Origin of the sequence: Sphingobium sp. Z007 (assembly GCF_900013425.1) — a bacterium.
In the GTDB taxonomy this organism is placed as follows: domain Bacteria; phylum Pseudomonadota; class Alphaproteobacteria; order Sphingomonadales; family Sphingomonadaceae; genus Sphingobium.
In genome coordinates this window covers 865,055-888,605 of the sequence record NZ_FBXK01000001.1, presented here as the reverse complement: position 1 = coordinate 888,605, position 23,551 = coordinate 865,055, and the positions used below count along the sequence as shown (strand labels likewise).

Sequence of the window (23,551 nt, the reverse complement as noted above, 5' to 3'; positions counted from 1 at the left end):
TTCTCATGACCATGCCGTTGCCTCATCTCAACAGGAATCCCAGATTACCCTTCTGCGACCGGGCTAGCCCTGCCAGCCGAGCGCCCTGCTTGCGCCTTGCGCTGCCTCGATAATTTTTGCCATCTTGGCCTCGCTGAAAACCGCTTTATGTTGAGAGCGGGCTAGGACACTTACCGTCGCAACCAAGCGATTTTGCGAGTCTAGGATCGGCGCTGACACGGCTGATAGTCCCGGCACGAAAGTTCCGAAAGTACGCGCGAAACCAAGTTGCCTCGCCTCGTCAATCAGGGCCTCAAGCCTGAGGTCATCAACAATAATGCCTTCCGCCCGTTCCAGTTTGACCCGTTCCCAAGTCTGTGCTCGGGGACAATACGCCAAGAAGAGGATGCCGGTCGATGACGTCTGCAACGGAAGGACTGACCCCGTGTGCAGCGATGTAGACAGCGGCATTCCTCCATCGACCCACCGAATGACCGTCGGACCGTAGTCGCCCCAAACGCAGAGCAAGCCCGTGGCCTTCAATTCTGCCAGCAGATTTTCCAAATGCATGTTAGCTATCCGTACGGTGTCCAGTCGGGCCATCGCCGCCAAGCCCAGACGTACTGCGAAGCTCCCTAGCGAATATCGTCCGCTCTTTTGGTCCTGCTCGACCACTTCGGTATTGACAAAAGACAGCAAATAACGATGAGCTTGGCTACGAGATAGGCCGGAATTCTCAGCGACTTCTCGGAGATACGCCCCCTCCCCCTTCTTCATCAAAGCCAGGAGGACTCTTACTCCAATTTCAACCGATTGAATCGACTTTCTCGGACTATCATTGTCTTCGAATTTATCTTCAGTCGAATCTATTACTTTTTTTTGGTGGTCCATGATAATCCGATTTGAGTTATGTAGCGATCTGAACATCATCTGACATGGCTCCAGCATACCCAAGCTGGAATTACAGCAGGGCCGTATTATTGCGCATGATCGCGGGTGAAGCAACACGCATACTCATCCGCTCGGTCCCCGCTTGGTCAACGAGTTGAAAGACCAGTCTTATGAGACCTGTGCGCGGGTGGGTGTAGAAGACTGAAAAGCCATCGGTTTTGGTCTTTAGTGCGGGTTGCGCCGCTTCGCGACCATTCAGGCGACAGGCTGTAGTTTCCATTATGAGTTTGTCGCAACGGATGTTATCTGAATTGCGCTAAGCGAGTACAGATAGCGAAACATGTGCTTGCATCAAGTGGCCCCGCTCGTCCGTGCCAGGTTGAGCGGTCGCCGTTTAGCTGGCATCGCGGCCGCGCGATCCCATAGGAAGTCGCCTGAGAAGGCGATATGCCCCCAGCCAACGGGCGAGGTGTGCGCCAACAGTTCGTCCGACACGTCTTCGCCGATCGTGCGAAGAGGCGCGACCGCATCCGCGATGTAGGTCGAGTTCCAATAGACAATCGCGGCAATGATGAGATTAAGGCCCGAGGCGCGGAATTGCTGGGCCTCGTGGGAGCGATCGGCGATGCGGCCCTGTTTGAAAGTGCAGATTGCCTGCGTGAGGAAGTGGCGCTGTTCGGACTTGTTGAGGCCGGCCTGACAGCGTCGGCGCAATGCGGGGCTTTCCAGCCAATCGAGCATGAAGATCGTGCGCTCGACGCGGCCGATCTCACGGAGTGCGAGGTCGAGCTGGTTCTGGCGCTCATAGGCGGCGAGTTTGCGCAGCATTGCCAAGGGCAGGACGGCACCCGCTTTCATCGAGGCGACGAGACGGACGATTTCGTCCCAATGCTGGCGGATGACATCGACCTTCACCCGGTTACCCATTAGTGGTTTCAGCAAGGGATACTGTCCAGGGGCATCGACGCACGCCATCCGGCGATCGGGAAAGTCACGCAGGCGCGGGCAGAAGCGGAATCCGAGCATCCGACACAGTGCGAAAACGTGATCGGTCGCGCCACCGGTGTCGGTGTAATGCGTGTCGATCCCCAGCCCGGTGCTATGGTGAAGCAGGCCGTCGAGTACATAGGGTGCCTCGTGTGTTGCGGCCGAGATGACAGTGACATGATAGGGGCCGTGCTGATCGGAGACGTGCGTGTAAAAGGAAAAGCCCGGATCGACGCCGTATTTGGCGTTGAAGTCCCCGGCGCCGCTGCCGCGCTTACCCGAGCGGAAGAACTGGCCGTCCGATGAGGACGTCGTGCCCTGACCCCATACCGCCGCGATCGGCAGCGCGTGATGGGCATCGATGATCCGTGCCAGCGCGGCTTTGTAGTTGTCGGGTGCGATATAGGCCGATCTTGTCCAGACGAGTTGGTCAGGAGTAACACCCTGAAGCGCCCCGGGTTTTCAGGAGGCAGTTTTCATTTGGCTATGCAGCCATATCGAGGTTCTCGAGGGCTGCATAGTAATTGTCTTCGGCCTCAGCGGGCGGGATGTGCCCGATAGGGCCGAAGAGCCGGTGATTATTGTACCAATCGACCCAGCGCAGCGTTGCCATTTCCACGGCCGAAACGCTTGGCCATGATCGCTGCCGCCAGATGACCTCGGCCTTGTAAAGGCCGTTGATCGTCTCGGCTAAGGCGTTGTCGTAGGAATCACCGACGCTACCGACCGAGGGGACGAGTTTGGCCTCGGCCAAGCGCTGGGTATAGTTCATCGCAAGATATTGAACTCCCCTATCGCTATGGTGGATCAGTCCATCATCGGGATCTGGCCTGCGGGCATGAATCGCCTGCTCCAGGGCATCCAGAACGAAGCTGGCAGTGGCTGACGTGCTGACCTTCCATCCGACAATCCGCCGGGCAAAAGCATCAATCACGAAGGCGACATAGACGAAGCCTGCCCAAGTATGCACGTAGGTGAAATCGACGACCCACAGGGCGTTTGGCCGGCTGACGCGAAATGCCCGATTGACCTTGTCCAGCGGACACGGCGCCTTCGGGTTGCTGATGGTGGTGATCGTCTTCTTCCCACGACGGACGCCTGCCAGCCCCATGGCGCGCATTAATCGTTCCACCGTGCATTTCGCCACCATGATGCCTTCACGCCGCATCTGGTGCCAGACCTTGCGTGCGCCATAGAGACCGAAGCTGGCCTCATGGACCCGCTTGATCTGCTCCCTGATCTCGTCATCACGCTGCGCACGTGCTGGACGCCTGCCGGGATCGGCACGACGCGCGGCGTGTTCATGGTAGGAGGATGGGGCGATTGCCAGTTCCCGGCAGATCGGCTCGATACCCAAATCCTCGCGATGGACGTCGATGAACGCCATCATCATCTCCCGGGGCGGTCGAGCTCCGCCATCGCAAAATACGCAGATGCCTTGCGCAAAATCTCGTTGGCCCGGCGTAGTTCCTTCACTTCGCGCTCCAGCAACCTCAGGCGTTCTGGACTTGTAACGGATTTGCGCCGGTCACCTATCTCATTATGCCACCCTGGCTTCGAATGCGAGCGGGCTGATGCCGCCCAGATATGAATGGCGGCGACGGGTGTTGTAGAATCCATTGATGTACTGGAAGATGGCAGCTTCCGCCTGACGCCGCGTTGGCCAGCTCTGCCGCCAGATGAGTTCCGCCTTCAGGGATTTGAAGAAGGTCTCGACGGAGGCATTGTCGTAACAATTTCCCTTGCCGCTCATCGATGGACGCAGGCCATAGGCCTGCAGCTTTTTCTGATAGTCGTAAGAACAATATTGGCTGCCGCGATCCGAATGAAAAAGGCAGCCTTCTGGAGGCTGGCGCAGGCGCACCGCCATATCCAGCGCCCTGATCGCCAGATCCTTCTTCATCCTGTCGCTGACTGCCCAGCCAACGACGCGACGGCTATGCAGGTCGAGAATGACGGCAAGATAGAGCCAGCCCTCCGACGTCCAGATATAGGTGATGTCGCCTGCCCATTTACGGTTGGGCGCATCGGCGGCGAAGTCGCCGTCCAGCCAGTTCGCTGCGACCCCCAGGCGATGATGGCTGTCCGTTGTCACCTTGTGCCTGCGGGTGCGGACAGGCTTGATCCCGTTGATCTTCATCAGCCGACCGACCCGGCGCTCGCCAACGGCGAGGCCGACCTCCTTGAGTTCCATTGTCATCCTCGGACGACCATAGCTGCCAAGGCTGAGGCGATACTGTTCCCGGATATGTGCCAGCACTTTCATATCCGTGCGCGCACGTTGGCTGATCGGTCTCGAGCGCCAGGATCGATAGCCGCGCTCACTGACAAGCATGACACGGCAGAGCAGTTCAACGGGCCACCGGTGCCGCCAGCTATGCACAAAAGCAAACTTCACGGCCTTTGGCTCGCGAAGAACTGCGTGGCCTTCCTAAGAAACAGCCATATCAGGCTCCGCAGGCATTTCATGCAGGATGAAGCCGAAGGCCTTGGCACGGCGCTGCAGATTTCCGATCACCCGGCTGCGGTAGCGTTCCTCATATTGTGAGGCGCCGGGATCATGATAGGCCATGCCGTGGCGCAGGCTGTTATAGAACAGCACCGCGATTTTGCGTGCGGTCGCGGTCACTGCCTTGGCTTTTCCAGCGCGTGCCGACAATCGACGGTAGAACGCCCCAAGTGCGGTGTCGCTTCGGCCAATGGTGGTTGCTGCCAGGCGTAGAAGTGCAGCTGCGCGGCTTGAGGAGCGTCGGGTTTTGGACGACAGCAATTTACCGCCGGATATCTTGTTGCCCGGCGCCAGGCACAGCCAGGAGGTAAAATGCTTTGAACTGGGCCATGCGGCAAGATCGGTCCCGCACTCGCCAACCAGCTTGAGCGCGAGCGACGGGCCGATTCCGTGGATCTGCGTCAGGTCTACTCCCAGCACGCGATAGAGTGCAGACCGGACCTCGAAGTCAGGCGTGTTCACCTGCCGCCTTTTGGTTCGGACTTTTGGGAGCTGGCGAACATCATGTCCCTCGTCGATTTCGAGCGCCTGGAGCGCGACCTCAAGCTTTCGATCACATTCGAGAACTTTGGTTTGGTAGAAGTCGAATAGGGCCAGGGATTGGCCAAGGGCGAAGATATGCTCGTCCCGCCAGTTCCCCGATAATGCCGCACAAATGGTCTCAATAGTCGCATGACAGCGGACGTCGCGCATTTGCGCCAGCGTGTTGGGCGTACGTTCCCCGCTCACAATGGCCCTGATGATCCGCATGCCCGTCACGCCGGTGATGTCGGAGACGACATGATGGAGTTGCACATTCATTTCCATCAGCGCCTTCTGCATGTGCTGAATATGTGAGGCGGCATATTCGATCAGCCGCTCGCGCTGCCGCAGATAGGCACGCATGGTCGCCACGCCCGCCTCGGGACGGAAACTCCCCCGCAGCAGCCCGTAGCTGTGCAGGCGTTGCAACCATGCAGCGTCGCTGACGTCGGTTTTGCGACCCGGTACATTCTTGGCATATCGCGCATTGACCAGGATCACTTCAAAGCCGTGTCCTTCAAGCACTTCATAGGCCGGAATCCAGTAAACACCGGTCGATTCCATCGCGACAGTCGTGACGCCATACGTCTTGAACCAGCGGGCCATATCATGGAGATCGCCGGTGAATGTGCCAAACGCTCGTACCGGATTATCATCGGCGTCCGGATTTATGGCCGCCATATGCATGGTCGACCCGATGTCGATGGCAGCGGCGCGTGGATTGACCATAGACAACGCGCCAGATTTTGATCGTTCCATTCCAAGTCCTCCTTCAAAACAGGAGGGTATGGGCGATGCTAAACGTCATCTTCCTAATCGGGATCGCCGCAAAACGGCGTCACCACTCTCAAGTACGCAAACACCCACGGGCCACGTTTTTTTACGGGGTATCATGCCTCCAATAAGCCATCGGCCGCGACCCTCCCGGCCGCACCATAGCACGACCCGTTTCTACCGCGCACAGGCGGGCTCAGCCGGCGACGGTTTTTTAATACTTCCCTCTCCTCCCGCAGTACACGGTTCTCAAGGCGAAGGCGTTCATTCTCACGCGCCAGATCTGCCTGCGGCGCTGAAACCAGATCACTGGGCCGATACTGTGATACCCACTTGCCCAGCGTCGACTTCCCTATCCCCAAATCCGATGCGACCCGGGCGCGGGGCAATCCGCTGGTCAGCGCAATCCGCACCGCCTCCTGCTTGAACTCTTCTGTGGGCTTGATCATCTCGTCGGTCTCCTGTTGCGAACTCTAATCGCTCAGGTGACCGGCGCAAATCCGTTACAAGTCCATTCCCGGTCATCCGCCGCCAGCGCCGCTGGCCCCGCTCGTCGGCTCGCCTCCTCGCGGCACCACCGGCGCAGCGTCTCCAGCGAGCAGCCGATCTTCGCCGCGATCGACTTCATCACTTCCCATTCCGAGCCGTACTCGGCCCGCTGCTCCACCACCATACGAACCGCCCGCTCGCGGACTTCAGGTGAAAATTTGTTGGTTGTCTTGCTCATAACGGATGCTCCTTCTCACAAGTTGGAGCCTCCTGGAAACCCGGGGCGCTTCACCTCGACGCCTTCTTGAGCGAGCACATCGCGGAATGCAGCATCGGCATCGCGGTCGGTGGGGAATAGATTGTCCCAGACCGTCGAGGTGCCGTGCTCGTTGACGACCTCGAGGGACCAACCGCGTTCGGTGGCGATCCGCACGATGTTGATGGTCAGCCGTACGCCCGCCTGTTCGATGGACCGGCAAAGAGAGGATTCAATGAGTTCGGGTTGCGGGCCAAATTCCATGCCGTGATGCTATGAGATCACGGCTCCAGCTTCAACGCTGTTGGTTTCCAATTCCATGGGAGTAGATCGCCAAGCCGATTAGCCGGATGACCGGCGATGCGGGCGAGGACGTCAGCGAGCCAAGCCTGGGGATCGACGTCGTTGAGGCGACAGCTCTGAATGAGTGAAAACATGATGGCGGCGCGCTGACCGCCGCGATCGGAGCCGCAAAATAGCCATGCTTTCCGCCCGAGTGGCACACAACGCAGCGCCCGTTCCGCTGCGTTGTTCGTGAGGCATACCCTCCCATCGATGAGGAAGCGGGTGAAGGCGTCCCAGCGCCGGAGCATATAGTTGATGGCCTTGGCGAGATCATGGTTACGCGACAGCTTGGCGAGTTGGGCGTTCAACCAGTCGTGCAGTTCGGCGATCAGCGGCGCGCTCAACTCCTGACGGGCGGCAAGCCGCTCCGCTGGTGTCTTGCCGTTGATACCGCGCTCAACGTCGAACAGGGCGTCCAGCTTCTGCACCGCCTCCAGCGCAATCGGATAGATGGGACTGGCTCGCTCGCCGCGGCTCTTCTTGCGCGCTGCGCCCTCGACGTCGGCGAGTTCGAAGAACTTCCTGCGTGCATGGGCAAAGCATCCTGCCTCCAGGATGAGACCAGGCTGGCGGTCTGGAGCGTACAGCTCGAAATAGCCCGCATAAGCATCTGCCTGCAGAATCCCGGACCAGGACGCGAGATGCGCCTGGGGATGTTCGCCGCGCCGGTCGCGCGAATAATAGAAAACGACCGCTGGCGGATCGGCGCCGCCAAACGGGCGGTCGTCCCGGACATAATCCCATAATCGACCGGTATCGGTCTTGCCCTTGGCCATGACCGGCACGGTAGTGTCGTCGCCATGTACGCGTTCGGCGGCAAAGACATGGGCCTCAATCAGCCGGAAGATCGGCATCAAGGCGAAGGAAGCCGCGCCGACCTGGTCAGCGAGCGTGGAAACGCTCAGCGGCACGCCTTCACGGGTGAAACGCTCGGCCTGGCGGTTGAGAGGCTGGTGCTGCCCATACTTCTCGAACAGCAGCATGGCGAGGAAGCTTGGACCCGCCCAGCCACGCGGCACGACATGGAATGGCGCGGGCGGCTGCGTGATCTTCTCGCAGTCACGGCAGGAGAACTTCTCGCGCACGGTCTGGATGATCTTCCAGGCGCGCGGGATCACCTCCAGCGTCTCGGTCACATCCTCGCCCAGCTTCGAGAGGCGCATGCCACCGCAGGACGGGCAAGAACAAGGCGCCGGGACGACGACGCGTTCACGGGGCAAGTGGTCGGGGAACGGCTTCCTGACCGGCCTCTTGCGTTCAAAGGCCGTGACGTTTGTTGCCTTTGCGGCGGCGGTCTCGGCGGCAAGATCATCTTCGGCGGCGTCAGCCTCCAGATCTTCGAGCTCAAACTCCATCTGCGCGAGCAGCCGGCGGGTGCGTTCGGCACTGGGGCCATACTGTTCACGCTTGAGCTTGGCGATCTGCAACTTGTAGTGGGAGATCAAGGCCTCGGTGGCGCTCTCCCGGGCACGGGCATTGGCCAGTTCAGCCTCGGCACTCGTGGCCCGCTGTTCGGCTTCATCTGCGCGCTGCGTGCTGAGCCGGACCAGCGCCTTGAGCGCTTCGATGTCGTCAGGCAGGGGCGAAACGGCGGCGTCCACAACCAGGATGGAATCATAGAAAGCCACCCGGTTGAAGCGGAAAATGCGGCCTTGATGAAGAAAAGCCGCGCTTATCCCGCGCTCTGCGGGCGCCAGCTATATTGCGGGTTCCGCCAGTCCACGCCGTCGAGCAAACAGGCCAGCTGTGAGCTCGTCAGCGAGACTACGCCGTCCTTCGCGGAGGGCCAAATAAACTTCCCCCGTTCCAACCGCTTCGAATAAAGCGACATCCCGAGACCGTCGTGCCAGATTATCTTCACCAGCGACCCGTTACGCCCGCGAAAGACTCAAAGATCGCCGGCAAATGGGTCTTGCGAAAAACTCTGCTGCACCATCGCCGCGAGGCTCTGCATGCCGCGACGCATATCGGTATGGCCCATTGCGATCCACACCCGTGCTCCTGCTGGGATCATCGCAAGGCCTTCAGCGCCGCCGACACCAATGCAGGTGATGCCGCAGCTGATACGTTCACGCGTCCCTTGGCGCCGAGATCGATGATGATCACCGGCATCCCCGCCTGTTGCCCGCCTTGCTGGGCGCCATCGTCTACCACCGCCTCGGCGAACTCGGTCAGGGCGGGCGGTTGTCGCAGCTTGCTGCGCCATGTGTAAATCCGCGCCGTGGAAATGTCGTGCCGCCGTGCCACAGCCAAAACGCTGGCCCCAGGCGCAAAGGCTTCTGCCAAAATCTGCAGTCGTTCCTCGTCGCTCCAACGCCGCCGCCGTTCCGGCCCGGTCATTACCGTTATCTGCCGCATCCACTGTTCTAAGCGTGCTATCGAGAGCGTTCTTAAGAGCAGGCCCCTACCTCACGACAAGGCGCGTCTCGCCGGATGGATACGCTCCAGGTCGCAGATGATCGTTCCGTAGCGCTGTCCGCGCCGCCACGCCCAATCGTCGATGCCCACGATCGTAGGGGCAACGAAACCCGGCACAGGCGCCGACCGGATCATCCGCAGCAATGTATCGCCGCTCACCGGCATCGCCAACCTATGGGCGAGGCGGGAGCCCGGCTCACCGCCCGCTACAAGAGCCATAGCGCGCTGGCTCTCTGCAAGCCGATCGGAGCGTTGCGCCCTCGAAGCGGCGACCCCGGGCAATCGCTCCGTGAATATCTGCACCCTGCAATCAGGCGTCCTGCAGCGAAAGCGCCGCGCCGTGAGGCGCATCGCCACAATCCGTCCATGCCAGGGCAAATCCGAGAGATGGCGCTGGTAATGGCTATGCACGCTGCTCGAGTGCCGTCCGCAACCGGGGCACGAGGAGGAACGCTGAACTGGCCTCACATCCAAATGGAGCCTCCCGTCCGCTGTTTCGTCGCGACTGACAATCGTCAAACCTGCAGGAACGGGAGAAACCGAAGACATCTGGACCACGAGCAAATACCATCGCTGACCGTAATCCCGACTCTATGCACTCACCCGATTCGCGTGTGAATCCCTCAACTTGCACCAAAGATGCGGAAGAACCCCAGATCGTCGCGCAACAGGCGAGTTGCACCTGCTGGCGCCGCCGCGCAAGTGCGGCATAGCCACTATAGCCGTCGACCTGCAGGATGCCCGCAAAGGTGCCGAGATGCGCCTCGGGCCGTTCCGCTTTGCGATCTGGGGCGTAGACATAGGCGACCATTGGCGGGTCGCCGCCACCCATGGTCGATCGTCACGGGCGTAGGCCCATAGCTGACCCGTCTTAGTTCGTCCGCGTCCCGGATCGAGCACCGGGGCAGTCGTCTCATCAGCGAACAGCCGCTCGGCTTGCCGCAACTCGGCAAGAATACGCTCTCGCAAAGGGCGCAGATACCATGCAGCCCGGCCGACCCAATCTGCCAGCGTCGAGCGGTCCAGGTGGATACCCCGCCGGGCGTAGATCTGGGCCTGTCGATAGAGCGGCAAATGGTCGGCATATTTAGCGACCAGCACCTGCGCGATCAGCGCTTCGGTCGGGATGCCGCCTTCAATGATGCGCGCCGGTGCCGGCGCCTGAACGACAGCGCTCTCGCAGGAACGGCCGCCGTAGCGCGGGCGGCTTGTGAACAGCACACGAAAAGTAATAGGAACGACGTCGAGCCGCTCGGCCACATCCTCGCCGATCTGGTGGAGAGTGCCGGCGCAGCAGGGACAGGCCTTATCGTCGATATCGATGACCTGCTCGATCCGTTCCAAATGCGCAGGCAGAGAGCCCCGGTTGGTTTTGCGGGGGCGATCGGCGCGTTGCCGCCCAGCCGGGGCTTCGCTGGCCGCGGGACTGTCAGGAATTTCGTGTGCGGCGAGGCGGTTGACCATCAGGCCGTCATGGCCCTGATGAAACGTTCGCCGAAGAGCACGGCAAATTGCGCCTTCGCCATGTTCCACTCACGCGGGGGCATTTTCCACTCTTTCTCCGATCGGTTCAAGATCAGATATAGCAGTTTGGTGGCAGCATCATCGTTGGGGAAATGCCCCCGGGCACGGACATACCACGCCTCAACCTCTATTATTCAGCCTATCGAGACTATTGTTCGATATCTTATTAGTAACGTTATGCTCGCCACTGTCAAAGCGATGAAAGCAGCAACTACAATTGGCGCATCACTCTGCGCGCCGATCATGCGAAAGAGCGACGCCGCCAGTAATGCTCCTAGCGTTTGGCCGATCAACCGTGACAAGGAAAGCATTGCAGAAGCCGCTCCAGCGCGAGAATGGGGTGCGGTAGCCAACATACTATGGTTGTTCGGGACTTGGAAAATCCCAAAACCCAAACCGCAAATGGCCACCGCTGCAATTATCAAGAACACTGAGCTGCCCGGATGTATAAACGAAAGGCAAATTGCTCCTCCCGCAAGTGAGATTAATCCCGAACTACACAACCCGGCCGACGAAAAGCGATTAACTAGGCGGCCGGCAACGAATGCGGCAATCATGATGCCGATCGGCAGCGGAACCATGAGCATGCCGATCAATTCAGGCCCGAAATGCAACCGTTGTTGTAGAACGAAAGGAAATGATAGTGTTATCAGTATCATAACTGCATAAGCTGAAGCGGACATGCCATATGCTAAACGAAGAGAGCCCATCTTCAGCAAATCCAGTGGTACCATCGACTCATGGCTGATAGAAGTACGCTTCCGGAGGAAAAATATAGCAGAAACCGCAACGCCGACTTTAATGAATGTCCATTCTGAGGAGGAGTTTTGGGCCAAATCACTGAGAATAGAAAAACCTGCAGCGAAACCCAGACAGCACATTAGTGCCGAAATCGTGTCAAAAGAGCGTTTCGCAGACGCCGTGGAAGGGAGAGCCCACCATCCGAGCGCTAGCGCAACCAGACCAAACGGAAGGCCCACGGCAAACACCGCATGCCAATTTGCAAACGAGAGGACCACTGCGCATGCCGCTGGCCCCGATGCAGAGGCGAAGGAAACGGCAATGGTATTGTAGCCAATTCCACGCGGGACGAGTTCGGGAGGATAAATTGACCGGACCAAAGCTCCGCTGGTTACCATTACCGCGGCCGCACCAATTCCCTGCACAAAACGCGCGACAGCGAGCATAGTCAGGCTACCAGCGAAGATACTGCCAGAGGCGGCGATCATGAAAAGCAAAATGCCTGACAGATAGACTTTCTTGTAGCCGAGTATATCGCTCACCTTTGCCATCGGCAAAAGGGCCATTACGATTGCTATCTGATAGGCGTTGATCACCCACACCGACTTCGCGGCGGTCAGTTGAAGCCCTTTGGAGATGAAGGGCAGTGCAACACTAGCGATCGATGCGTCAATAATGGTTAGAATTATCGCACACCAGATCGAGAGAGCCGCCCAATATCGCCGGGCATCTCGAAGTCCGTTTCCAACTGGAGAGGTGTCTGAACAGTTTGACCAGACGCTGGTGCCCCGTTTATCGATCGAATTCATCCGTCTGCTACTTTGTGACTTGTAATCATCCTGATTCATTTTAAACTTTACCAAGTCTTCAATTGAAAGCCGCATTGCGTAAACAGATAGGACTAAACAACTTGGTCGTAACCCGAGATCGGCACGGTGTATTTCGACCGACTAACCGCCTTTAATTTTAGCTTCGGAACTGACTGAAGGCATGTTACGAAATCCAATCAATTAAGGTCATCGCGCGTACGTCAAAAGTTTACCAGGCACCCGCATAAAAGCGCATAGGACGATATGCAGTTGGCACTGAGGCAGTCACATAAACACAATACCCCTCTCTAGACGACCGCAGACCACATTTAACGAGATATAGACTAATTCTCGAAACAGGCCAATGACGGAGTATGTTTTCACATCAATAGGTGCAAATATCCTAATGAGTTACATCAATAACTACAATCATCCCTGTAATGGATAGGCTGCCTTTGTAGTATATCTAAAATACGGTTAAATAATCAATCTCACCCGCTCTGATGCCAAGATCGATCAAACACGGCTGTATCGCCAAATCACATCTTGAGAATGGCCTTAATCGCATTACCTGTTTTTTCTGTGTCTTCGACAGCCTGATTAATCTGGTCAAAATCGTAGAACGTACATAGCCGCTCGAACGGAAAAAGGCCGGCCTCTCGCATGGCAATTAGTTGCGGAATAAAGACTTGGGGAGTGCTTGAGCCTTCGACCACCCCACGTAGCTTGCGACCGAAAAGCATGTTGTTCATATCAAGCGTGAATTCGGTGCCCAACGCCGCACCGCCGACGACGGCTGTTTCCCCCATCGTATGCGTACTGTCCACTGCGCTTCGCAGAACTTGAGGTATGGCAGTGGTATCGATCGCATAGTCCGCGCCGCCATTGGTTCGGGCAATAATCGCCTCTTGGGCATTGGTGGTCGTTGCATCGACAAGATCAGTCGCGCCTAGTTCACGAGCCAATTGAAGCCGCGTTGGATTGCGATCGACTGCAATAATCTTAAGGCAACCGGAAGCCTTAGCGGCCATCACAGCACTGAGCCCGACTGAGCCGACGCCAAAGATTGCGATCGACGAACCCGGGGCGGGCTGCAGGGCGTTTAGGACAGCGCCTGCACCGGTTTGAATTCCGCAACCCAATGGACCAAGCAACTCGATCTGGGCGGAGTCGGCGACCTTTACGCAGTTGTTTTCATTCGCGATTGAGTAGGTTGCGAACGAGGACTGACCGAAGAAGCATGCATTCAACTCTTCTCCATTGCGCCGGATCGGGGTCGTTCCGTCCAGCCTGCGCCCCATGAAATTGAGTGGAAAAAGGCTTGGGCAATAAGCCTGGTGACCTTTCATGCATGACGGGCAGGTTCCGCAATAGCTAAACGACAACACTACCTTGTCGCCAGCTTTAACTGTGGTGACGCCGCGCCCGACCTTTTCGACAATTCCTGATCCTTCATGGCCCAAGACGGCAGGAAGCGGCGTTGGATAGTATTGGTCTCGTACAGTCAGATCAGTGTGGCACATCCCGGCCGCAGCGATCTTGACAAGCACTTCGTTGTCGCGGGGTTCCTCGATGTCGATCGCATCAAGAACGAACTCACCCCCCTTGCGTTCGATGATCGCGGCATAAGCTTCCATATCGAGTCTCCCTCTCCAGCGCTCTGCGGCGCACGTTCAACAGAAAAAATACAGGTTCTTGTCTTGGGTAACCCTTGCATCGAGCAGTAGCTTACGTCGGAAGACCTTAAACCCGTCGTCAACGCGGCGCAGCTTGTCTTCGCGCCCGAGTGTATGCACAGTCATCTCAAGCTGGCGGCGATTCCGATAAACGAGCACGTTCGAATAGACGTCGAATTCTCCGTTCCCCGTGTCGAACGCTTCGATATTGCTGACGAAGTAACGGATTTTGGAAGGCGGATCCTCCATCCACACGGTACCCGTATAAAGTCGCTGAACGCGTTGATCAAGTTCGCCATAATCGTCATTATATATCGCGGCGTCGTCAGGCGTCGGGTCAGGACGACGGTCCCTAAGAAATCGCTGTTCGTAGATCGGCATCCAGTAATGGATGTCCTCGGCTACCATATTATTCAACCACTCGCGATATTGTCCGGTCTGCCATAATCGAACTTCGGCGCGGTAGTGCATATCTATGGCGTACTGGACGTCTAATCCCGCCAGAACTCGTTCAACCGACATAAACACTCCGGTTTCGGTAAGTTATGAAAAAGCTTTAGGGCTCGTGACCGACTACTCGGCCGCGTCGAGCTTTGCCGTCCAGTAGTCGCGATTGAGGAAAACTGAGTCCCATACGCTGTCGTTCGCTTTCACGGCATCCCAATTGGGTGCATCCAGCAATTCCTTCCAGAAGCGATAGAAACCCCGATGGGACGTCTCCCCGATAAAGCTGGAACCGACGATCCCTGGATAGACCGGATGCGGCCCTTCGAAGCCAACGCCCATGCTGGAGTCCATCCGCCCGTCGCGAGTGATGTTTCCGCGATTGACAAATGTGGCTGACGACATGTTCTCGCCATCGTCGCTTTCCAGCGTTCCGGCCGTTCCGAAACTCCGGCTCGCTTCGCGCTGAATGATGCTCTTGGTTTCCCGGTCTGCGTCGCGCGGCACCATCGTATAAGTCCAAACCTCAATCTCATGCGGTCCCCGCGGATGCCAGACTTTGAATGTGTTGGTGCCATAAAGGAACGAACAACTCGGGAAGATCGAGCAATTCCAGTGACCGACATAAAGACGCTCACGCTCTGGCCCGAATTTCCGCAGCACTTCACCGCGCGTGTCGGCCAGATATTTTGCCCAACCATCTCGCTTGACGTGGATAGCGGGGGCGGCATTGTCGATCACGCCAAATCCGTGGCCGTGCCGAGTTGTGAATTGAAGACCGAGATCTTCGAACGGCATTTCAGCGCGATTGCCAGCCAAACCGGCGAGTTCTCCGCCAATCCCATGCAAGGCACCGGCGTGGGTCCAGCCAACATGATATCCGTCACCGACGAAATTTTCGGTCGGCACCTTCCAGTTACAAGCCAGAATGCTTTTCATCGGAGGGCCGAGCAATTCCAGCCCGCCGCCGGCGCCTTCCCAAATCGTATCAAGATACCAGCAGAATTCGCCCAGATATTCCTCGAGGCTTGGTGCGTCAGCATCGCCGCAGCCGAAAATGAAACCCTTGTAGGTTTCTACCCGGACATGTTTGGCGCCCAGTCGCGCTTTATCAAGTTGGCCGTGATAGCATCGCGATTCGAGCGGCACATCCACGAGGCTGCCGTCCTGCCCGTAAACCCAACCGTGATAGTTGCAGACGAAAGCCTTCGCATTGCCGCTGTCGGCGTGGCAAATCTGGTTGCCGCGATGGGTACATGAATTGATGAACGCCCGGAATGAACCATCGGGCTGATGCGACAGGATGACTTTGTCTTCGGCCATATACGTAGTGATGAAGTCACCGGGTTTTGGCAGAAGAGATTCGTGGCCCAGGAACAGCCATGACCGTCCGAAAATCCGCTCCAGTTCGAGATTGTATACGTCTTTGTCCCAGAAAATTTCGCGCGATTGGGTCGATTCGACAGTGTCGACAAGGCTGGGATTTCCGGTCATTCTTCTCTCCGCAAAGCTCATCAAGCTCGCACAACAAGGGCGATCATTTTAGGCAATGCGATGCACTATATGCAAAAAAATTGAGGCCCGCAAGCTGCTTCTGCCGAGACAGGCGCAGGCTCCCGGGCGACTGTCTCGGACTGTTTTCCAGATTCCCAACGCTGGATGAACGATTTGGAGGTTAGTTAGCGCTGCTATTTGCCGCGACTCGCCAGGCCCAAATCTTTACCGTCTAGGGAGCAAGCGGCGCACGACTTATCGTCGCCATTTGCGCGCCGTACGAGTGCATAATCCCGCTATGACCAGCGGCATGTCGGCCATGGCCCGACCGCTGCCACCCTTCGCGTGATAAAGGGTGCTGCCCAGCGAATGCCCACCCGAGATCTTGGCGTTGAAGAGTTGCGCTGCGCTTATGCGGTCGCAACTTTAGGGGGATGGCTCGTATAATCACTTGGATTGGCGTCAAAAGCTGCCCGTAGCGAGGGCAACGCTAAGTCTGCTTTGATCATACGTTCGGTCTTCACCGGGCCATACCCCCGGATCATTTGTGGCCAGCGCGCCAGAGCGAGAGCATGATCGAATTTCACGACTGACAACTGACCGAGTATGTCACGCATGAACATTTCATATCGTTCGATTAACGCACGCTCAGCACGGCGCTCTTCGCTGTAACCGAACGGATCTAAAACAGTACCGCGCAGGCCGTTGAACTTAGACAAAAAGCGCAGCCCGTACAGCATCCATGGCTTGAATTCGCGCTTTTTGGGGCGACTGGTCGCCGGATCAAGTTTCGAAAAGATTGGCGGCGCCATATGGAAGCGGAGCGTGTAGTCACCGCTGAACCCTTGCTTTAGCGTATCGAGGAAGGTTCCGTCGCTGAACAGCCTGGCCACCTCATATTCGTCCTTATAGGCGAGCAGTTTGTAAAAATTGCGCGCGACTGCCTCGGTCAAGCTGGACGACAAAGGCGCAATTAATTTCTCGGCCTGCCGTGCCGATTCTACTAGTGACAGGAAGCGAGCCGCCAAGGCTTCGCCCTGATAGGCCACAAGATCGACTCGCCTCCGCTCGACAAGTTCATCGACCGTTTCTGACATTGCCAAACTATCGCGACGCGGCTTGCCGGCCTCAGCCAACTTCGTGACCGCGGCCGGATCGTGAGCCAACATGCGTCCCAGTGCGAACGCCTGGAGATTGGCGGGCACGGCGACACCGTTGGACTCGATGGCCTGCTCGAGCGATCCAAGAGGTGGCCTGGCAAAACTGCACATGGGGATAAGTGGATATTCTGCCTGACAGCGGCCACAGGGGCTGCATGACAGGAGAGCAGATGAGCAGAAGACCACGCCGGAACCACAGCCCGGCCTTCAAGGCGAAGGTGGCATTGGCTGCCGTGAAGGGCGAGAAGACGCTGGCGGAGTTGTCGCAGCAGTTCGACGTTCACGCGAACCAGATCACGACATGGCGGACGCAGTTGTTGGAAGGGGCTGCGGGTGTTTTCGGCGTGGAAGGCGCCAGCGAAGCGGCGGAACCAGCGATCGATGTAAAGACGCTGCACGCCAAGATTGGCGAGTTGACGCTTGTGAACGATTTTTTGGCCGGCGCGCTCGGGAAGGCGGGACTGTTGCCGAGCGCAAAGCGATGATCGACCGCTCGCACGCGCTGCCGCTGACGCGGCAGGCACGGGAGTTGGGGATGAGCCGGGGCAGCGTCTATTACCTGCCCAAGCCGGTGTCGGTCGCCGACTTGGGCACCGTGCGCCGGATCGACGAGCTGCACATGGAGTTTCCGTTTGCGGGCAGCCGGATGCTCCGCGATCTGCTGTTGCAGGAGGGCATCAAGGTCGGGCGTCTGCACGTTACAACGCTGATGAAGAAGATGGCGATCGAGGCGATCTACCGCCGCCCGAACACCTCGAAGCCTGCGCCGGGGCACAAGATCTACCCCTATTTGCTGCGCAAACTGGCGATCGTGCGGCCCAACCATGTCTGGGCAACCGATATCAGCTACATCCCGATGGCCAAGGGCTTCGTCTATCTCGTTGCCATCGTTGACTGGTTCAGCCGCAAGGTGCTGGCCTGGCGGGTGTCGATCACGATGGAGGCCGACTTTTGTGTCGAGGCTCTGGAAGAAGCGCTGGCCCGCTATGGCAAGCCAGAGATTTTCAACACCGACCAGGGCAGCCAGTTCACCAGCATGGCCTTCACCAGCGTGCTGCTCCGGGAGGAAATTGCCATCAGCATGGACGGCAGAGGCGCCTGGCGCGACAACGTCATCGTCGAGCGTCTGTGGCGTTCAGTAAAATATGAGGAGGTGTACCTGCACGCCTATGGCGCGGTCAGCGAAGCACGGGGCTCGATCGGTCGGTATCTGAACTTTTACAATAGCCGCAGGCCGCATTCGAGCCTGGCCGCGAAGACGCCGGATCAAACCTACTTTGACAACCTGCCGCTGATGCTGGCAGCATGAATTTGGCCGCCGATATGGGCCGTCATGCAGGGAGGGCGTAGCCCGACCGGAATGACGGCCCATATCGGCAATTCGACGAAACAACCGGCAGACGATCCACTTATCCGTTGCCGATCCCTGTTCAGACAAACCCGGCCACCTCTCCATGCCCAACTGGAAGCCAGCCCATTTGGCAGGTGAAGCCTAACAGCATTATGTTGGCACCGATTGTGTTGCCTGTCAGTTGTTCGGCTAGTTCGGTCGCCTCTATGAAGGTAACCCGTCCAGCACCGCAGAATCGTTCGATTGCGGCACGTTGCGCGAAAACCGGCACAGTGAAGTCACGGTCCCGTGTGAAAGCACCGGTGACAGTGGCATGATCATTGACGACCGCAACGGTGGCACCGGAACGCAGACGCGAGAGCGACTCGTCGGACGCTGCTGTCACAAGGTCGGCGCCGATCAACAGGTCACACTGGCCCACCGAAAGTCGGGTTGCGCGCAACTGATCAGCGTTGTCGGCGACTTTGAGATGACAATACACTGCGCCGAACTTCTGTGCGAGACCGGTGAGGTCAAGTGCCTGAACCGATTTTCCCTCCGCCTGCGCTGCCGCGCCGATGAGGTTTGAGATGGTGACCACGCCGGTTCCCCCGATGCCGGTAACCATCACGCCGAACGATTTTTCGGTCCCGCGCACGGCAGGCTCGGGCAGACTGTCGAAAAGGGCATTCTCATAGTCGATGCCTGCTGGTCTGGCGCGTTCCCCGCCTTCGACTGTTACGAATGACGGACAGAAGCCCTTGACGCACGAAAAGTCCTTGTTGCAGGCCGATTGGTCGATTGTCCGCTTGCGCCCGAACTCGGTTTCGAGCGGTTGAACCGAAAGACAGTTCGACTGCACCGAACAATCACCGCAGCCCTCACAGACGCGGTCGTTGATGATCACGCGTCGCGCCGGATCGACAGCCAGCTTCTTGCCCCGCCGCCGGCGGAGTTCCGTCGCACAAGTCTGTTCGTAGACGATGACGGATACGCCGCTCTTTTCACGAAAACGCCGCTGCACCAAATCAAGCTCATCGCGGTGATGGAGCGTGGTGCCCGGTGCGAAGTCGGATATGTTGAATTTTTCCGGCGCACTTGAAACGACGGCGATGGTGTCGATTGCTTCGCCACGCAGTTCGTGCGTGATCTGCACGACACTGATCGGGCCATCGATCGGTTGGGCGTTGTCTATTCGGGCCGGCCTCCGGGTCATCCCTATTACCGCTGCGAACGTATCAACCAGATGCTGGCCAAGCCACGATGCATGACTTTTGGCGCATCTCGCATCGACCCTGCCATAGGCAAAGAGATATTGAGAGCCGTGACGCCGATGGCGATCGAGGCCGCAATGGAAGCTGATCGGGCGCATCGGGATAATCTGGAAGAACGGCACCGCATGGTGGAGCTGGACTTGCAGCAAGCCCGATACGAGGCATCTCTCGCTGAACGTCGCTATGCTGCCTGCGACCCTGATAACCGCCTGATCGCTGCCCAACTCGAGAATAGCTGGGAAGCAGCGCTCAGGCGTGTGGAAGCCTGTGAAGCGGGTTTGGCCCAAGCGCGACAAATCGATCTGACCGCGCCGACACCCGATTTTGCTGGCATTGCCACCGACCTGGAGAGCGCTTGGCGCGCGCCTACCGTTGACATGCGTTGTCGTCAGCAGCTCCTTCGCGCCCTCGTGACTGATATTATCGCTGACGTCGATGAAGAGCAACGTGAAGTCATTTTGACGATCCACTGGAAAGGTGGCCAGCACTCCCAGCTGCGCATTCGCAAACCCAGGGCCGGCGAACATGGCCAGAGTACGCCCGAAGCCGCCCTTGCCATCATTCGATCCATGGCCACCCGGTGGTCCGATGCAGACATTGCCGCCACTCTCAACCGGATGGGAATGCAAACCGGACAAGGCATGACCTGGACAGCGCGCCGTGTCGGCTCGCTGCGCACTGTCCACAAAATCCACGGCTACCGATCCGCCGAAAAGAATGGAGAGTGGCTCACGCTGACCGAAGCCGCCAAAAAGCTTGGGGTTACTGCCCATCGGGTCCGTCGACTGATCAAGGAGGGCGTGCTCCCTACCGACCAAGTTGTACCCGATGCGCCGCACCAAATCCGAGCCACGGACCTGGAAAAGGACGAAGTGACCCAGTTCCCGCGTCACAGAGGCCCGTGTCGCATCAAAATGGAAAACCAAAAGTCCCTGTTTCCGGACATTTGAAGAGGAGGTGTAGTATGAATCGGTCGTTGCCACGCAGCGCATGGCGCGCTCGGCTATGTTATTGTCAATCTCCAGTCGGCCATCGTCGAGGAAGCGCGTGAGCGCGATCCAGCGCTTGCGGCCATAAGCGATCGCCTTGGCCATCTCCGACTTGGGCGAAAGACGGCGCAGGGCATCGTCGAGCGCCTCGTGCAGTTCGTCGATCAATGGCTTGGTGCGTTCCTGCCGGCTTCGTCGTCGGATATCGGGCTGATGGCCGCGAACCTCTGCCTCGATCTCATAGAGTTGGCCGATGCGTTCCAGCAGATCAGTGGTGAGCGGTGTCGGCTTGGTGGCGTGGATGTCGAAGATCTTGCGACGAAAATGCGCCCAGCAGGCGACCTCGGTGACGCGGTTGGTGTCGTAGAGCTTGTCGTATCCGGCATAGCCATCGGCCTGGAGATAGCCGGTGAAGTTGGCTAGCTGTCGTTGGGGATGCGCGCCGGTGCGGTCGGTGGTGAACTCATACCAGACCAACGGCGGCGAGGTCGCACCAGAGCCGCGATCATCGACGGCATAGGTCCAGAGCCTGCCAGTCGCCGTCTTGCCACGTCCTGGATCGAGCATAGGCACCGGCGTATCGTCGGTGTGGATCTTTGAAGCGGTCAGCCCAACCTCCCGGATGCGGCTGATGATCGGATCGAGCAGGACAGATGCTTGCCCGACCCACCCTGCCAGCGTCGAGCGGTCGATCTCGATGCCTTGGGCGGCCATGATCTCGGCCTGACGGTAAAGCGGCAGATGATGGTCGAACTTGGAGACGACGACATGGGCCAGCGTGCCGAAGGTCGCCTTGCCCCGCGCTATCGCCTTTACCGGCGCGGGCGCCTGCACGATCTTCTCGCAGGACCGGCAGCTATACTTGGGGCGGATGGTCCGAACGACACGCCACTGCACAGGCACAGCATCGAGCATCTCATCGCTATCTTGTCCCAGCGGCCGCAGCTCGCCGCCGCAGTCGGGACAGGTGCAGTTACCCTGCTCAGGCTCGATCCGCTGTTCCTCGCGCGGCAGATGGGCGGGCAGCGCTCGAACCGGCGACGGCCGATCGACGGCCGGATCGCCTCGACGTGCGGCGGCGGCGATGGCCTCGCCTTCAAGTTCTTCGAGCGCCAGCTCAAGCTGAGCGATCTGGGTATCGAGCTTCTCGGACGACTTGCCGAACTGCATCCGCTTGAGGCGTGCGATCTGCACGCGCAGCGTATCAATCAGGATATCGCGGGCGGAAATATCGGCATGGGCGGCGGCCAATGCAGCTTCAAGCTCGGCGATCCGAGCATCTTTGTCAGGAGTGAAAAGGCCTGCGTCCGACACCGCGATTATATAGCAGATCGGCGGTCGCAATGCTAATAAAAGTGCCAGAAAATGGGCGTTTTACCCCGCCAATGAAGGGGTGAAAGTGCGTTCCGGTCGCCGCCAGTCGATGCCTTCCAATAGCATTGAAAGCTGGGCCGCCGTCATCACCACCGACCCCGTCTTGGTCGACGGCCACACAAAGCGCCCTCGGTCCATCCGCTTGGAGAACAGGCACATGCCCTGGCCGTCATACCAGAGCAGCTTCACCAGATCGCCGCGCTTGCCGCGAAAGGCGAATAGCGCGCCGGAATGCGGGCTTTGCTCCAGGACCTGCTGCGTCATCACGGCAAGGCCGTCAAAACCCTTGCGCTTATGTGGAGCTCCGCATAATCATGGTCAGCGCATAGTTCCTCATATCGGTATGCCCGGTCGCGATCCATATCCGGACGCCGGAGGGAACTGGGATCACGGCTTGACCGACCGCAACACTGCCGACACCAACCCAGGCGATGCGCCAGCGGGGATGCGTACGATCGCCCGCTCGAACTCCACGATGATCGCCGATCCGATCACCGGCACTGGATCGGGCTGCACCTGCACCTCTGCAAAGCCCTGCGCTGCCTGATCCATCTGCCGCCGCCATCTGTAGATCTGGTTCGGCCGAAGATCAGCACGGCGGGCAATCTCCGCCACGTTCGCGCCGGGCGCCGAAACAGCCGCGACCAACTCACGCTTCTGCTGGTCGGTCCACACCCGCCGCCGCTCCGGGCCTGAAATTACCGTGATCTGACTCATCGCACCGTCCCTAGTACCGGTGCAAACACCAGCGCTTGCACCGGTGCCATCTCGAAATATCAGCCGATCACCGCAAGGCGGCCCTCACCGGAGCGATACGCCTTTGAGGCCATCGACGACAGCGAGCAGGATATCCTCTGTGCCACGGTTGCGCAGCTCGTTCATGACCCGCAGCCAGAACTTGGCACCCTCGTTTTGCTCAAGCCACAGCCCGAGCACTTCCTTGGCGCCATCGGCGCGGACGCCAAGGGCGATATGGATCGCTTTATTGCGGACCATGCCTTCGTCTCGGATTTTTACCCGGATCGCATCGAAAAAGACCAGCGGATAGATCGCATCGAGCGGGCGTTGCTGCCAGACGGCGACTTCATCGAGCACCGCGTCCGTCACCGTGCTGATGAGATCGGGCGACACATCGATGCCGTACAGATCCTGCAGATGCCCGGCAATCTCCCGGGTGCTCATGCCCCGCGCATACATCGAAACAATCTTCTCATCGAAGCCGGGAAAGCGGCGCTGATACTTGGCTATCAGCTGCGGGTCGAAGCTGCACTGGCGGTCGCGCGGGACATCAATCTCCAGCTTGCCGGTCTCGGTCATTACGGTCTTCCGGCCATAGCCGTTGCGCGTGTTGCCGACGCCTTCCCCTGTCGCAAGATGGTGATCCATCTCCGCGTTTAACGCGCGCTCCGTGAGCGCCTTCTTCAGCGAATCCAGCAAGCCACCTTGTTCAAATGCGGCACTGGCAGCGCCTCCGGCCAAAAGCTGGTCGAGAAGCGCATTGGGAATAACGGGTTCTTTACGTCGTGACATAGTGGGACTCCTTGTTGCCCATTATGCCCGGTCACA

Annotated in this window: 13 protein-coding genes, 13 pseudogenes and 1 other annotated feature; of the genes and pseudogenes, 1 reads left to right on the top strand and 25 read right to left on the bottom strand. The window is 58.6% G+C overall.

Annotated elements, in window-relative coordinates:
- Positions 1-63 precede the first annotated feature (63 nt).
- From CEQ44_RS04065 to CEQ44_RS03980, 20 genes and pseudogenes are all read right to left on the bottom strand, one after another.
- The gene (locus tag CEQ44_RS04065) at positions 64-870 is read right to left on the bottom strand and encodes an IclR family transcriptional regulator (RefSeq protein ID WP_088189974.1); all 807 of its coding nucleotides are present in this window, start codon (positions 868-870) and stop codon (positions 64-66) included.
- A 351-nt stretch (positions 871-1,221) separates the two neighbouring features.
- Positions 1,222-2,310 (bottom strand): annotated as a pseudogene (locus CEQ44_RS04060) (Tn3 family transposase); the annotation flags it as partial.
- Positions 2,311-2,341: 31 nt separating this feature from the next.
- Positions 2,342-3,360: pseudogene (locus CEQ44_RS04055) on the bottom strand (IS3 family transposase); the annotation flags it as partial.
- Positions 3,175-3,289 (bottom strand) — a sequence feature (AL1L pseudoknot). Its footprint overlaps the pseudogene before it by 115 nt.
- 37 nt (positions 3,361-3,397) lie before the next feature.
- Positions 3,398-4,288: pseudogene (locus tag CEQ44_RS04050) on the bottom strand (IS3 family transposase); the annotation flags it as partial.
- Positions 4,289-5,647, bottom strand: coding sequence for an IS110 family transposase (locus tag CEQ44_RS04045; RefSeq protein ID WP_088189957.1), 1,359 nt, complete (start codon positions 5,645-5,647; stop codon positions 4,289-4,291). It lies immediately after the preceding pseudogene.
- A gap of 227 nt (positions 5,648-5,874) precedes the next feature.
- Positions 5,875-6,111, bottom strand: a pseudogene (locus CEQ44_RS04040) (transposase); the annotation flags it as partial.
- 68 nt (positions 6,112-6,179) lie between these two features.
- Positions 6,180-6,389: pseudogene (locus CEQ44_RS04035) on the bottom strand (IS3 family transposase); the annotation flags it as partial.
- A 15-nt stretch (positions 6,390-6,404) separates the two neighbouring features.
- Positions 6,405-6,671 (bottom strand): hypothetical protein, encoded by a 267-nt coding sequence (locus CEQ44_RS04030; protein WP_088189959.1) that lies wholly within the window; start codon positions 6,669-6,671, stop codon positions 6,405-6,407.
- Positions 6,672-6,688: 17 nt separating this feature from the next.
- Entirely contained in the window at positions 6,689-8,353 is a 1,665-nt protein-coding gene (locus CEQ44_RS04025) for an IS66 family transposase (protein WP_088189975.1), read from the bottom strand.
- A gap of 71 nt (positions 8,354-8,424) precedes the next feature.
- Positions 8,425-8,766: pseudogene (gene tnpB / locus CEQ44_RS04020) on the bottom strand (IS66 family insertion sequence element accessory protein TnpB).
- Positions 8,763-9,092: a transposase gene (locus tag CEQ44_RS04015; protein WP_254913873.1), complete on the bottom strand. Its 330-nt coding sequence runs from the start codon at positions 9,090-9,092 to the stop codon at positions 8,763-8,765. Before CEQ44_RS04015 ends, tnpB (CEQ44_RS04020) begins: the two are co-directional and overlap by 4 nt.
- Positions 9,093-9,161: 69 nt before the next feature.
- Positions 9,162-9,389, bottom strand: coding sequence for a hypothetical protein (locus tag CEQ44_RS25360; RefSeq protein WP_373444026.1), 228 nt, complete (start codon positions 9,387-9,389; stop codon positions 9,162-9,164).
- Positions 9,390-9,497: 108 nt separating this feature from the next.
- Positions 9,498-9,719: pseudogene (locus tag CEQ44_RS25355) on the bottom strand (transposase family protein); the annotation flags it as partial.
- A 115-nt stretch (positions 9,720-9,834) separates the two neighbouring features.
- A pseudogene (locus CEQ44_RS04005) lies at positions 9,835-10,565 on the bottom strand (IS66 family transposase); the annotation flags it as partial.
- 68 nt (positions 10,566-10,633) lie between these two features.
- Positions 10,634-10,804, bottom strand: a pseudogene (locus CEQ44_RS23870) (IS256 family transposase); the annotation flags it as partial.
- Between the two features lie 24 nt (positions 10,805-10,828).
- Positions 10,829-12,283, bottom strand: a complete 1,455-nt coding sequence (locus CEQ44_RS04000) for an MFS transporter (protein WP_176401101.1) — start codon at positions 12,281-12,283, stop codon at positions 10,829-10,831.
- A 500-nt stretch (positions 12,284-12,783) separates the two neighbouring features.
- Entirely contained in the window at positions 12,784-13,881 is a 1,098-nt protein-coding gene (locus tag CEQ44_RS03995; RefSeq protein WP_088189962.1) for an NAD(P)-dependent alcohol dehydrogenase, read from the bottom strand.
- 36 nt (positions 13,882-13,917) lie between these two features.
- A complete protein-coding gene (locus CEQ44_RS03990) occupies positions 13,918-14,442 on the bottom strand; it encodes an aromatic-ring-hydroxylating dioxygenase subunit beta (protein ID WP_088189963.1) in 525 nt (174 codons plus the stop codon).
- Positions 14,443-14,493: 51 nt separating this feature from the next.
- Positions 14,494-15,879, bottom strand: a complete 1,386-nt coding sequence (locus CEQ44_RS03985; protein WP_239019120.1) for an aromatic ring-hydroxylating dioxygenase subunit alpha — start codon at positions 15,877-15,879, stop codon at positions 14,494-14,496.
- Between the two features lie 389 nt (positions 15,880-16,268).
- Entirely contained in the window at positions 16,269-17,063 is a 795-nt protein-coding gene (locus CEQ44_RS03980; RefSeq protein WP_140419525.1) for a DUF6537 domain-containing protein, read from the bottom strand.
- A 125-nt stretch (positions 17,064-17,188) separates the two neighbouring features.
- On the opposite strand from CEQ44_RS03980, the gene CEQ44_RS03975 reads away from it, so the two are divergent.
- Positions 17,189-18,327 (top strand): IS3 family transposase gene (locus CEQ44_RS03975; protein WP_373444024.1). Its coding sequence is split into 2 segments (ribosomal slippage): positions 17,189-17,455 and positions 17,458-18,327, totalling 1,137 coding nucleotides; the frame shifts between segments, so codons are not numbered across the junction.
- A 121-nt stretch (positions 18,328-18,448) separates the two neighbouring features.
- On the opposite strand, the pseudogene CEQ44_RS24850 reads toward CEQ44_RS03975, so the two are convergent.
- From CEQ44_RS24850 to CEQ44_RS03945, 5 genes and pseudogenes are all read right to left on the bottom strand, one after another.
- Positions 18,449-18,949: pseudogene (locus CEQ44_RS24850) on the bottom strand (2-oxoacid:acceptor oxidoreductase family protein); the annotation flags it as partial.
- A 1,650-nt stretch (positions 18,950-20,599) separates the two neighbouring features.
- A pseudogene (locus CEQ44_RS24845) lies at positions 20,600-21,934 on the bottom strand (IS66 family transposase); the annotation flags it as partial.
- Between the two features lie 51 nt (positions 21,935-21,985).
- Positions 21,986-22,294 (bottom strand): annotated as a pseudogene (gene tnpB / locus CEQ44_RS03955) (IS66 family insertion sequence element accessory protein TnpB); the annotation flags it as partial.
- Between the two features lie 78 nt (positions 22,295-22,372).
- On the bottom strand, positions 22,373-22,702 hold the full coding sequence (locus CEQ44_RS03950) for a transposase (protein ID WP_088190912.1): 330 nt from the start codon (positions 22,700-22,702) through the stop codon (positions 22,373-22,375).
- Between the two features lie 99 nt (positions 22,703-22,801).
- Positions 22,802-23,515 (bottom strand): annotated as a pseudogene (locus CEQ44_RS03945) (IS256 family transposase); the annotation flags it as partial.
- Between the last annotated feature and the right edge of the window lie 36 nt (positions 23,516-23,551).